Genomic DNA, 11,530 nt, shown 5'->3' with positions numbered 1-11,530 from the left:
CCTCTGTCCTGCCGGACATCTCCCCCACGGGTGGAGAGATGTCCGGCAGGACAGAGGGGGGCGCCGTAGAGCGCCAGTTTGCCTTGCAACGCCCTCGTGACTTCAGCGGCTCTCGGCAAAAGCAATATCCCGGCGAATGACCTCCCGCTTGTCCTGCGACAGGCCGGCGAGCAGGTTCTCGTCGAGATAGCCTGCCCGAATGAGACCCGCGAAGACGAAAAGAAGCTGGGAGTAGCGGTAGTCGAACGTCCGGTCGATCTCCCGTCGCTGTTCACGCAAATAGTCTTCGACGTCCCACATGTCGGCGGCGACTGTCGCGGCGTTGGCCTTGCTCTTGAATTCGGCCATCGTCGTTGCAAGCGCCACCTCAAGTGCAGCGTCGAAGGCGCGGCGTGCGATCTTCTTTTCGGATGTGGACCAGCTTTCCCTGGAATTCATGATTTTCTCCGTCTTTCGATCATCCCATTGCAAAACGCCGCCAGACGGCCCCTCTCAATCCGTCCGGATCCAGACGCCCTTGGTGTTGAGATATTCATCAAGGTGCTCGGCCCCACCCTCGCGTCCGTAGCCGCTCATCTTGTAGCCGCCGAAGGGCACCGCCGGATCGATGGCGTGGTAGGTGTTGACCCAGACCGAGCCGGCGCGCAGGCGGTTGGCCAGTTGGTGCGCCTTGCCGAGGTCGCGGGTGAACACGCCGGCACCCAGCCCGTAGGGCGTGTCGTTGCCGCGCCGCACCACCTCGTCCAGCGTGTCGAACGGCAGCGCCGAGATGACCGGGCCAAAAATCTCTTCCCGGGCGATGCGCATATCGTCGGTGACGCCGGAAAACACGCTCGGCGCGATGAAATTTCCTGAACCAAGCGCACCCTCGGTGATGCGGTTGCCGCCGGTGACCAGCCGCGCGCCTTGGCTGGTGCCATCCTTGATGAATCCGGTGACGCGTTCGAGTTGCTTGGGCGAAATCAGCGGCCCGATCTCGGTCTCGGGGTCGGCGCCGTCGCCGATCCTGAGCTTTGCCGCATAGGCCGAGACCCGCTCGACGAACTCTTCGTAGATCGGCCGTTCGACGAACAGCCGGGAGCCGGCGATGCAGATCTGGCCGGAATTGGCGAACACCGACATCGCCGCGATCGGCACTGCGCGCTCGAGATCGGCGTCGGCGCAGACGATGACCGGCGACTTGCCGCCAAGCTCCAGCGAGACCCGCTTCATGTTGCCGGCCGAGGCGCGCAGGATGCTCTGGCCGGTCGCTGTCGAGCCGGTGAAGACGATCTTGTCGACGTCCATATGGGCGGCAAGCGGCGCGCCGGCCTCGGCACCCCTGCCGGTGACGACGTTGACCACGCCGGGCGGCACCCCGGCCTCCATCATCAGCGCGCAGATCAGCAGCGGTGTCAGCGGCGCTTCCTCGGAAGGCTTCAGCACGATGGTGCAGCCGGTCGCCAGCGCCGGACCGATCTTCCAGATCGACGCGGCGGTCGGCGCGTTCCAGGGAATGATCGCGCCGACCACGCCGACCGGCTCCTTGCGCGTGTAGGAGACGATGTCGCCCGGCAGCGAATTGCCGATCGTGTGGCCATGAATAGATGTCGCCATGCCGGCATAGAAGCGCAGCATGCCAAGCACGCGGTTCTTGTTGGCGAGCGTGCGTATGATGGGCATGCCCATATCCGTGGTGTCGGAAAGCGCGATTTCCTCCCAATGGCGCTCCATCAGGTCGGCGATCTTCAGCAGCAGCACTTGGCGCTCATAGGGCTTGAACCGGCTCCACGGCCCGTCGAAGGCGCGCCGGGCCGCCGCCACCGCGAGGTCGATGTCACCGGAATCGGAGAGCGGCACGGTGCCAATCACCGCGCCCGTGGCGGGATTGCGCGTCTCGAAGGTCCGGCCGCTCAGCGCGTCGCACCAGGCGCCGTCGATCAGCATCTTGCGGTGCCGGCCGTCGATGGGCGTGTGCAGCGGCAGATCCCTAAACGGTGCGGTCATGCTCGTGCCCTCTAACGGGCGGCCCAGACAAGGCCGCGCTCGACGATCAGCGCCATCTCCGGCACCGCGAACTCGTCGGCATTATGCCCCAGTGCACTGTAAAAAACCTTTCCGGCGCCATAGCGACGCTTCCAGACGACCGGCATGACGACGCCGCCTATCCCCGGGAAATGCGCGTCGGTGAAGGTGGTCGTGGCCAGCACCTCGTTGCTCGGGTCGACATGCATGTAATACTGCTCCGACCGGTAGGCGAAATCGCCGATGCCTGATGTGATCGGGTCATCCGGCCTGGTGACGGCAACCCTATAGTCGATGATATCGCCGGGATGCGCGACCCACTGGCCGCCGGTCATGAACTGATAGTCGGGCTCGTTGCGGAAACTATCGCCCATCGTGCCGTGAAAGCCGCCCAGCCCACTGCCCTGGCGAACGGCCGACGTCAGGTTCTGCAGCTCGGCCTTCTCGATCGTCGACATCGTTATGACAGGCACGATGAGATCGAAGGAAGCCAACTCCGGATCGGCGAACACCGCCGTGCCCTGGCCGAGCGTGACGTCAAAGCCATTGCGTTCAAGCAGGTTGCGAACGATCTTCGCGCTCTGCTCCGGCGTATGGCCCTCCCAGCCGCCCCAGGCGATCAGCGCTCTCTTCGCCATGGTGTACCTCCCTGGAGTTATCCGCCTTGATCCGAACGTCAGCGCCAGCCCAGCGCCGGCGCGACATGGGTCAGGATCGCTTCGATGACATGCGCATTGTAGTCGACGCCGAGCTGGTTCGGAACGGTGAGCAGCAGCGTGTCGGCCTCGGCGATCGCCTCGTCCTCAGCCAACTCCTTGATCAGCACGTCCGGCTCGGCCGCGTAGCTGCGGCCAAAGATCGCCCTGGTGTTCTCCTCGATGAAGCCGATCTGGTCGCGGCTCTCGTTGCCGCGTCCGAAATAGGCGCGGTCGCGATCGTCGACCAGCGCGAAGATGCTGCGGCTGACCGAGACGCGCGGCTCGCGCTTGTGGCCGGCCGCTTTCCAGGCCTCGCGATAGATGCGTATCTGCTCGGCCTGCTGGATGTGGAACGGCTTGCCGCTCTCGTCGAATTTGAGCGTCGAGCTTTGCAGGTTCATGCCGAGCTTCGCCGCCCATTCCGAAGTCGCGTTGGTGGCCGCGCCCCACCAGATCCGCTCGCGCAAACCCTCCGAGTGCGGCTCGAGCCGCAGTAGGCCAGGCGGGTTGGGGAACATCGGTCGTGGATTGGGCTGTGCGAACCCCTCGCCGCGCAGTGTGTCGAGGAAGACCTCGGCGTGATGCCGCGCCATGTCGGCGTCGCTTTTGCCTTCCGGCGGCGCGTAGCCGAAATAGCGCCAGCCGTCGATCACCTGTTCCGGCGAGCCGCGGCTGATGCCAAGCTGGAGACGCCCCCCGGCGATGATGTCGGCAGCACCCGCATCTTCCGCCATGTAGAGCGGATTCTCGTAGCGCATGTCGATGACGGCGGTGCCGATCTCGATGCGGCTTGTCTTGGCGCCGACGGCCGCCAGCAGCGGGAACGGCGAAGCGAGCTGGCGGGCGAAATGATGCACGCGGAAATACGCCCCGTCCGCGCCAAGCTGCTCGGCGGCGACGGCCAGCTCGATGGATTGTAAAAGCGCGTCCGATGCCGAGCGCACTTGCGATTGCGACGAGGGCGTCCAGTGCCCGAACGACAGGAAACCGATTTTCTTCATAGCCATGCGATATAAGGATGCGCGCCAGGCTTCAATGCAAAAGACGTTTTCCGGCGCGCGGATTAAGGCTCATGCATCGCTATTTTCGAAAGCGCCGATGCCTTGTGCGATGAGGTTGGTCGCCATCACCAGCGAGACGATCGCCGCGGAATTAAACACGACGACCCACCATTTGCCGCCGGTCAGGAAGCCGTAGCCGTCGGCGACGGCCAGTCCCCAATCAGCCGACGGCGGCTGGATGCCGAGGCCCAGAAAACTCAGCGTCGCGATCGAAAAGAACGCGTAGCCCAGCCGGGTGACGAGCTCGATGAGGATCGTCTCCCTAATGTTGGGCAATATTTCCAGGAACATGATGGCAAGCGGGCCTTCACCGCCGAGCCGGGCGGCGCTGACATAGTCGCGCTCCTTCTGCTCGCGCACGGCGGCGCGAACGGTGCGCGCCACCAACGGCGCATAGGCGATGCCGATCACCAGGATGACGGTCAGGTTCGACGGCCCGATCGCCACCAGCGTCATGGTGACGAGAACGATGAACGGAAACGCCATCAGGGTGTCGAGCAGCCGCGCGCCGATGGCATCGGTGAGGCCACCGAAATAGCCGAGCACCAGGCCGATGATGCTGCCGGCGGCAACGCCGGCCAGCGTCGCCAGCGGCGCGACCAGCAGGATATCGCGCGATCCGACGATAATGCGGGACAGCACGTCGCGGCCGAGCTGATCGGTCCCGAACCAATGCAAGGCATCGGGCGGCGTCAGCGTCGCCAGAAAATCCTCGGCATAGGGATCATAGGGAACGAAGAGATTGCCTGATACCGCGCATACGACCCAGAACAGCAGCAGCAGCGTTCCGATCACGACCGATGGGGGCAGTCCAGGGAAAGCACCGCGGATCCTGCGCACTGCCGGAAAGCCGGCCACGGCGCGCCGTGGTGCGGGAGACTCCGTCAGATCCGTCATGACGAGGTCCGACGGCGTTGCCGCGGATCGAGCAAGGCCAGCACCAGGTCGCCCACCGCCGCCGACAGCACGAAGATTGCCGCCATCACCAGCACGCCCGCCTCGAGCATCGGGAAATCGCGCGCCTTGGCCGCGTTCAGAACCAGATTGCCAAGCCCTTGGATGCCGAACAGCGCCTCGATCACCACCAGCCCGCCAAGCATGTATCCGGTCTGCGTCGCCAGCACCGCGATGGTCGGCGTCAGCGCATTGCGCAGCACGTGCCGAAGGATGATCTCGCCCGGCTCGAGCCCTTTCAGGACGGCAGTGCGTGTGTAGTCGGCGGCCATCGCTTCGATCACCCCTGCCCGTGTCATCCGGGCGATGTAGCCGGCAAGATTGAGCACCAGCGGCAGCGCCGGCAGGATCAGATAATAGCCATGCGTCCAGAAGCCCGCGCCATCTGGCGCAACGCCTGAGATCGGAAACCAGTTCAGCCACAGGCCGAAAACGATGAGCAGCATCAGGCCGGACACAAAATCCGGCACGATGCCGAAGGAAACGCCCGCCATCACGATCAGCCGGTCGATGATGCGGCCGGCGTTGAGACCGGCGATGACACCGCCGCCAACCCCGAGCGGAATGAGAAAGATCAAGATAATGCCGGCAAGGGCCGCGGAGCGCTTGAGGCTTTCCAGCACGAAGGGGGCCACCGGCGCGCGCATCGACAGCGAGGTGCCGAAATCGCCTGTGACGGCCTTGCTGAACCAGAGCCAGTACTGGACGAGAACCGGCTGGTCGGCGCCGAGCCGTTTGTTCAGTTCCGCCACGGCCTGCGCGTCGGCAAACGGCCCGAGCATGACGCGGCCGACATCGCCGGGCAAAACCTGCCCGGCGAAGAACACCAGGATGCTGACCAGCCACAGCGTGAGGACAAGTGTGCCCACACGCGCTGACAGAATGCGGCCGGTCAGCATGTCGCGATCATGCCTGGACGAAGGAAACGCGATCGAGCAGCAGATGCGAGATCGCGGTGAAGCGCACGCCCTCGACCTTCGAGCTGACGATGCGGCTGTATTGCGAGAAGTAGCTGATGATCGCCGGCGTCTCATCGAGCAGCAAGGTCTGGATCTTGCCGGCAACAAGGCGCTGTGCCTGCAGATCACGCGCCTTCGAGTAGTCGAGCAGCAGCGCATCATAGGCCGGGTTGCTGAAATGCGCCGCGTTCCACGCGCCCGAACTCTTCAGCGTCGCGTTGAGGAAGATGTCGGGCGTGCCGCGATGGCCGTAGTCGGTGATGCCGAGAACCGAATCCAGCCAGGGCGAGCTGCCGAAGGTCGCCGAGCCGTAATAGGCGTCCTGCGGCAGGACATTGAGCTTGACGTCGATGCCGGCCTTCCGGGCGAAGTTCTGGATGATCACCGCATAGTCGGGAATGTCATAGGCGCGTTCGGTGGTCAGCGTCACCTCGAAGCCGTTGGGCACGCCCGCCTCGCCAAGCAGCCGCTTGGCCTCGGCAATGTCTTGCTTGCGCTGCGGCACCGACGGATCGGCCGAGGGGAAGATCGGCGCGAACGGGGTGTCGTTGCCGACGATGGCGCGGCCCTTCAGCAGGCCCTTGACCACCGCCTCGCGGTCGATGGTGAGGGCCAGCGCGCGGCGGATGCGCTTGTCGGTGAACGGCGCCTGGTCGGTTCTGAGATGCACCTGGTCGTGCGAGCTTGCCTGCACGCTCAGCAGCTTGAAATTGGGATTGCCCTCGATCGCCAGCTCCAGGCGCGTCGTGCTCGGGATGACATCGAGCTGGCCGGCCTGCAGCGCCAGCACCTGAGCCTGCTCGTCGTCGAAGAACTTGATTTCGACCCGGTCGGGCAGCGCCTTGTCGCCCCAATAATCCTCATTGCGCACGAAGCTGGCGCCTTGCTTGGGGCGGAAGGATTCGAGCTTGAACGGGCCGGTGCCGTTGAAATTCTTCTCGAAATCGCCGGCATAGTCGGCCGGCAGGATGACGGCATTGTAGACGTCGGAGGAGACATAGAACGGGAAGTTGCTGTTCGGACCGTCGAGATCGAAGGCGACCGTCTCGTCGTCGACCAGCTTGGCGCCGCCTTTGGACAGGATGCCCTTGTAGGCCGAGAGCGCCGACGAGCCGCTGGCCGGATCGACCAGCCGCTCGAAGCTCGCCACCACATCCCGGCCCGTGACCGCGCGGCCATTATGGAATTTCACCCCAGGCCGCAATTTGAAGGTCCAGCGGCTGGCGGTCTCGTCGGCTTCCCAGGACAGAGCGAGCTTCGGCTGAAGCCCGTCCTTCGGGTCGTCGAGGATCAGATATTCGCCGACCTGGCTGATCACGCCGATGCTGGCCGGATCGGTGAGCGAAACCGGATCGATCGCCTTGGTCGGCTGGCCGAGCCCGACACGCACCGTGCCGCCGGCGGCGGCCGCGGCGCGCGCGCCTCCAAGCCCCTGCGAGGCGGCAAAGCCGGTCAGGCCGAGCAGTGCGGCATATTTCAGAAGATCGCGGCGCTTGAGAAAGCCGCCCTGATATTCGTCGACGGCGACATTCCAGACGTCCCCCGAAAGATTGCGAAGTGCGTCGATATCCCTGCGTTTGGTCATGTTAAACCCCTGCTCTGAAATGAAGATTGAAAACCTATGCGACGGGTTCGCCGTCGAGATGGATGCGGTCGACGGCCCGCGGATAGAAGGCGATGAGGCCTTTGATCTTGGGCATTTCCTCTATGGGATCCCGGTAGCTCCAGGCGATGTCCGGGCGCACCGTCCCGTCGCTCAGAAGGCCCGACCAGTAGGAGGCAATGCCCTTGTAGGGACATCGCGTCGTTGTGACGGACGCCGTCAGCCGCTCCAGCCGGATGTCTTCCGCCGGCAGATAGAAGCGCGTCGGCAGATGGGTCTCGAACAGCAGCACCGGGCGATGGCTGTCGGCGATCGGCTCGCCGTCGAACCAAACCTGCACATGGCTCGTGCTTTGCAGAACATCGATGCGCGCATAGGGGTCTCGGGCGTGGACGAAGACCTCCTCATTCTCCTCGAACCATTGGTCGACGGCCTTCCAGGTGAAGGCGATGCGCCCGGCCAGCGACGCCAGGTTTTCATCCGGCGGCGAGATGAACGCCCACGCCGCGTTGGCACTGCGCCTGACACCGCTGTCGATATCCCAATAGGCCGTCTCGCCACCGACGGGATGCGGTTCGCGATGCAGCGAAGGCTTCAGCACCGACGGGTCTACCGCTGACGGCGGGAAGAAATAGATCGGCAGGAAATGGTTGGAGCGCAGCACCAGCACGTTGCGGCTGTCGGCGATAACGCGGCCATCGAACTTGACGCGCACGCGCTTGGGGCTGTGCAGGATATTGACGAGCTGCGGAGCGGTCGCTTCACGCGGCTGCAATCTTGGCGCGACGGTCATGATCGTTCTCCCGGTCAGGACACGGCGCGCGCATTGTCGCGCTGCTCGGCGAAACGGTTGGCGGGCCGCGCCAGGCCGAAGCGGTCGCGCAGCGTTCCGGGCGCGTATTCGGTCGGGAAGACGCCACGGCGCTGCAGTTCCGGCACCACCTTTTCGGCGAAGTTCACCCAGTCCTCCGGCAGCAGCGGGAACATCAGGTTGAAGCCGTCGGCGGCACCGGAGACGAACCAGTCCTCGAGCTGGTCGGCGATCTGTCTTGGCGTGCCGGCGACGGTCGGCACCGAACCGCTGTTGGCGAGCTTGCGGGCAATCTCGCGCAGGCTGAGATTCTGCTTCGCCCACTGCTTGACCCGGTTGAGCGACGTGCGCCCGCCATTGAAGGTGCTCTCGTCCGGCAGCGGCGGCAGCGGCCCGTCCGGCGGGAACACCGACAGGTCCAGCCCGCTCCAACTGGACAGAAGGTCGATGCCGACCTGATCGGGCAGCAAGGTCTGCAGATACTCCTGTTTTTCCCGGCCTTCCGCTTCGGAGGCGGCGACGATCGGCAGGATGCCGGGCAGGATCTTGAAGCTCTCCGGCCGCCTGCCGTGGCGGGCGAGACGCTCGTTGATATCCTGACGATATTTGATGCCATCCTCCTTGGTGCTGTAGATGGCGAAGTGCGCATCGGCCTGGCCGGTGGCGAAATTCTTGCCGTCCTCGGACGAGCCGGCCTGGACGATCAGCGGATGGCCCTGCGGCGGCCGCGAGACGTTGAGCGGCCCGCGCACCTTGAAATGCTTGCCTTTGTGATCGATGGGGTGGACCTTGTCGGGGTCGGCGAAATAGCCCGTCGCCTTGTCGATCAGCAGCGCCTCGTCTTCCCAGCTGTCCCACAGCGCCTTGACGATATCGAGGAATTCGGCCGCGCGCTCATAGCGGAACGCATGCTCGATGTTGCCGTCGCGGCCGAAGTTGCGCGCCTCCTCGTCCATCGCCGAGGTGACGACGTTCCACGACGCCCTGCCCTTGCTGATATGGTCGAGCGAAGCAAACATTCGCGCCACATTGTAGGGCTCGCTGTAGGAGCTCGACGCAGTGGTGATCAGGCCGATGTGTTTTGTCACCCCGGCCAGCGCCGACAGCAGCGTCAGCGGTTCGAGGCGGGCATTGGCGTAGTGCGCGACACCGCTCTTGACCGAATCCCAGATCGACACGTGGTCGGCGACGAAGATGGTGTCGATTCTGGCCCGCTCGGCCGCCTGCACGAGATCACGGTAGAACTCGAAGTCCAGCACCTCCCGGCCCGGTGCCCGCGGATGGCGCCACGACATCCGATGATCGCCCTGCGGGTTGAAGAAGAATGCGCTGAGGATCATGTGGTCTCGAGCCATGCCGGTCTCCTTCCAGATCTGCTTCCGGAGACTTGTCGTGCTGCTTGCGCAAGCGGCGACAATCTCTCCTGATCCTAGAAAGGTAGATTGCGCTCCGGCTTAATCCGAGTAATTTTATAGAGATAATGCATTGCGAAAGCGGAAGCGATTGCCCTTGATCGCGGCGCTGGAAGAAAGTGGTTTCAAGCTCCCCATGTTCCCCTCGGTTCTGAACGTAGACCAGCTTTCCATCGCCTATGACGGGCGCAACGGATCGCATCCTGCCGTCAGTGGCATCTCGCTCCACATAGGCGAAGGCGAAGCGCTCGGCCTTGTCGGCGAGTCGGGATCGGGGAAAAGCTCGGTGGCGCTCGCCATACTGCGTTATCTGCCGAGGAATGCCCGCCTCGCGGCGTCGGCGCTTGAATTCCAGGGCCAGGAAATCCGCGACCTCTCCGCCGAGCAGCTGCGCCAACTCAGGGGAAATCATATCGCCGCCGTCTACCAGCACCCGGGCGCGGCCCTCAATCCAAGCATGACGATCGGCCGGCAGATCACCGAGACGATCATGCGGCATCGCCCGGTTCGCCCCGACGAGGCGCGCGAGCGGGCTTCCGAACTGCTCGGGCGGGTCCGGGTGAGCCATCCGGAGCGGGTACTGGGGCTCTATCCACACGAACTCTCCGGCGGCATGCAGCAGCGTGCCAACATCGCCATCGCGATTGCGCTCAACCCGTCGCTGCTGGTGCTGGACGAGCCCACGACGGCGCTCGACGCCAGCGTCCAGTCCGAGATCATCGCCATCCTCTCCGACCTGCGCAAGGACCACAAAACCAGCATCCTGCTGATCAGCCACGACATCAACATGATCCGCCGCTCCTGCGACCGGGTGGCGGTGATGCAGTCTGGAAAGGTGGTCGAAAGCGGCGCCGCCGCCGATGTTTTCGACAACCCCTCTCACGCCTATACGAAGACGCTCATCGCCTCGATCCCGGCGCTCAATTACACCAAGCGGAACGGGAGACTGGCGGAGACGGACGGCCTGCCATCGCATTCCGCGGTCCAGAATGAAAACGCCGGCCCGCCAAAGGAACGCCGGATCGCGATCGCCTGCAAAGGCATCAGCCATGCCTTCGGCAGCCAGCCAGTGCTGCACCACGTCGACCTCGACATCGGCCAGGGTGAGACCTTCGGGCTGATCGGCGAGTCCGGTTCCGGCAAGTCGACCCTGGCACGGATCGTCACCGGCCTGCAGACGCCTGATGCCGGATCGGTCGAACTGTTCGGCAGGACGGTCGCGCCGCGCGTCGAGAAGAGGAACCTTGCCGAACGCCGCGACGTGCAGATGGTCTTCCAGTCGCCGGATCGCACGCTCAACCCGCGCCAGCGGATCGGCAGGATCCTCGGCCGCCCGCTGCGCCGGCTCGCTGGTCTGCGCAGCCGTGCGATAAAAGCCCGCGTCCGCGACTTGCTGCAATCGGTTCGCCTTGCCAGCACTACCGCCGAGCAGAAATCGCGATCGCTGTCCGGCGGCCAGCGGCAAAGGGCGGCCATCGCGCGGGCCTTTGCCGGCATGCCGAAGGTCGTCGTGCTCGACGAACCGACCTCGGCGCTCGACGTCTCCGTTCAGGCGACCGTCCTCAACCTGCTCAACGACCTGCAGCGCGACAAGGACACCACCTACCTGTTCATCAGCCACGACCTCAGGGTCGTGCGCTACATGGCCGACAGGATCGGCGTGCTCTATCGCGGCCGCCTGGTCGAAACCGGCTCATCCGACCAGATTTTTCACGGCCCCAATCACCCCTATACGGCCCTCCTGCTGGCGGCGTCCTCCGACGAGGCCGCGCCACTATCCGCTCAAATCGAGATCGAGGCCGCCGGCATCTCGAACACAGGATGCTCCTTCGCCGACCGCTGCCCCCTGGTCCTGCCCGACTGCCGAAAGGCGGAACCATCAGCCATGGAGGTCGCTGCCGGCCATCGGATCGCCTGCTGGCGGCACGGCCAGGCTTTGTAGCGGATCATCGACAGTCCGAAGGCCTGCAACAGCACGGTTCCTCTTCAGGCGCGGTGCGATGCCGGGATTGTCGCAGCATTGGAATC

10 protein-coding genes are annotated in these 11,530 nt (G+C 64.5%); 1 reads left to right on the top strand and 9 read right to left on the bottom strand.

Going from position 1 to position 11,530, the window contains the following annotated elements:
* Positions 1 to 102: 102 nt before the first annotated feature.
* The 9 genes from frp to NKH02_RS29710 form a co-directional block, all read right to left on the bottom strand.
* Positions 103 to 438, bottom strand: coding sequence for a fluorescence recovery protein (gene frp / locus NKH02_RS29750; protein ID WP_352870430.1), 336 nt, complete (start codon positions 436 to 438; stop codon positions 103 to 105).
* Between the two features lie 54 nt (positions 439 to 492).
* A complete protein-coding gene (locus tag NKH02_RS29745; RefSeq protein ID WP_502913874.1) occupies positions 493 to 1,986 on the bottom strand; it encodes an aldehyde dehydrogenase family protein in 1,494 nt (497 codons plus the stop codon).
* Between the two features lie 11 nt (positions 1,987 to 1,997).
* Positions 1,998 to 2,642 (bottom strand): ThuA domain-containing protein, encoded by a 645-nt coding sequence (locus NKH02_RS29740; protein ID WP_352883221.1) that lies wholly within the window; start codon positions 2,640 to 2,642, stop codon positions 1,998 to 2,000.
* A 38-nt stretch (positions 2,643 to 2,680) separates the two neighbouring features.
* Positions 2,681 to 3,703: an LLM class flavin-dependent oxidoreductase gene (locus tag NKH02_RS29735; RefSeq protein ID WP_352883226.1), complete on the bottom strand. Its 1,023-nt coding sequence runs from the start codon at positions 3,701 to 3,703 to the stop codon at positions 2,681 to 2,683.
* 69 nt (positions 3,704 to 3,772) lie between these two features.
* A complete protein-coding gene (locus NKH02_RS29730) occupies positions 3,773 to 4,660 on the bottom strand; it encodes an ABC transporter permease (protein WP_352883219.1) in 888 nt (295 codons plus the stop codon).
* Positions 4,657 to 5,616, bottom strand: coding sequence for an ABC transporter permease (locus NKH02_RS29725; protein ID WP_352883218.1), 960 nt, complete (start codon positions 5,614 to 5,616; stop codon positions 4,657 to 4,659). Before NKH02_RS29725 ends, NKH02_RS29730 begins: the two co-directional genes overlap by 4 nt.
* 7 nt (positions 5,617 to 5,623) lie before the next feature.
* Entirely contained in the window at positions 5,624 to 7,261 is a 1,638-nt protein-coding gene (locus NKH02_RS29720; RefSeq protein WP_352883217.1) for an ABC transporter substrate-binding protein, read from the bottom strand.
* A gap of 34 nt (positions 7,262 to 7,295) precedes the next feature.
* A complete protein-coding gene (locus NKH02_RS29715; protein WP_352883216.1) occupies positions 7,296 to 8,072 on the bottom strand; it encodes a DUF427 domain-containing protein in 777 nt (258 codons plus the stop codon).
* A 14-nt stretch (positions 8,073 to 8,086) separates the two neighbouring features.
* The gene (locus NKH02_RS29710) at positions 8,087 to 9,445 is read right to left on the bottom strand and encodes an LLM class flavin-dependent oxidoreductase (protein WP_352883214.1); all 1,359 of its coding nucleotides are present in this window, start codon (positions 9,443 to 9,445) and stop codon (positions 8,087 to 8,089) included.
* A 148-nt stretch (positions 9,446 to 9,593) separates the two neighbouring features.
* On the opposite strand from NKH02_RS29710, the gene NKH02_RS29705 reads away from it, so the two are divergent.
* Entirely contained in the window at positions 9,594 to 11,444 is a 1,851-nt protein-coding gene (locus tag NKH02_RS29705; protein ID WP_352883213.1) for a dipeptide ABC transporter ATP-binding protein, read from the top strand.
* The last annotated feature ends 86 nt before the right edge of the window (positions 11,445 to 11,530 follow it).

It is taken from the genome of Mesorhizobium sp. M1396, from assembly GCF_040317725.1.
Taxonomy (GTDB): Bacteria; Pseudomonadota; Alphaproteobacteria; order Rhizobiales; family Rhizobiaceae; genus Mesorhizobium.
This window is presented reverse-complemented; position numbering and strand designations above follow the sequence as displayed.

What these genes read in the sequence shown, in the direction of transcription:
- NKH02_RS29735 (WP_352883226.1), bottom strand. Translation starts at nt 3,703, where the DNA reads ATGAAGAAAATCGGTTTCCTGTCGTTCGGGCACTGGACGCCCTCGTCG.
- frp (WP_352870430.1), bottom strand. Translation starts at nt 438, where the DNA reads ATGAATTCCAGGGAAAGCTGGTCCACATCCGAAAAGAAGATCGCACGC.
- NKH02_RS29740 (WP_352883221.1), bottom strand. Translation starts at nt 2,642, where the DNA reads ATGGCGAAGAGAGCGCTGATCGCCTGGGGCGGCTGGGAGGGCCATACG.
- NKH02_RS29745 (WP_502913874.1), bottom strand. Translation starts at nt 1,986, where the DNA reads ATGACCGCACCGTTTAGGGATCTGCCGCTGCACACGCCCATCGACGGC.
- NKH02_RS29730 (WP_352883219.1), bottom strand. Translation starts at nt 4,660, where the DNA reads ATGACGGATCTGACGGAGTCTCCCGCACCACGGCGCGCCGTGGCCGGC.
- NKH02_RS29710 (WP_352883214.1), bottom strand. Translation starts at nt 9,445, where the DNA reads ATGGCTCGAGACCACATGATCCTCAGCGCATTCTTCTTCAACCCGCAG.
- NKH02_RS29725 (WP_352883218.1), bottom strand. Translation starts at nt 5,616, where the DNA reads ATGCTGACCGGCCGCATTCTGTCAGCGCGTGTGGGCACACTTGTCCTC.
- NKH02_RS29720 (WP_352883217.1), bottom strand. Translation starts at nt 7,261, where the DNA reads ATGACCAAACGCAGGGATATCGACGCACTTCGCAATCTTTCGGGGGAC.
- NKH02_RS29715 (WP_352883216.1), bottom strand. Translation starts at nt 8,072, where the DNA reads ATGACCGTCGCGCCAAGATTGCAGCCGCGTGAAGCGACCGCTCCGCAG.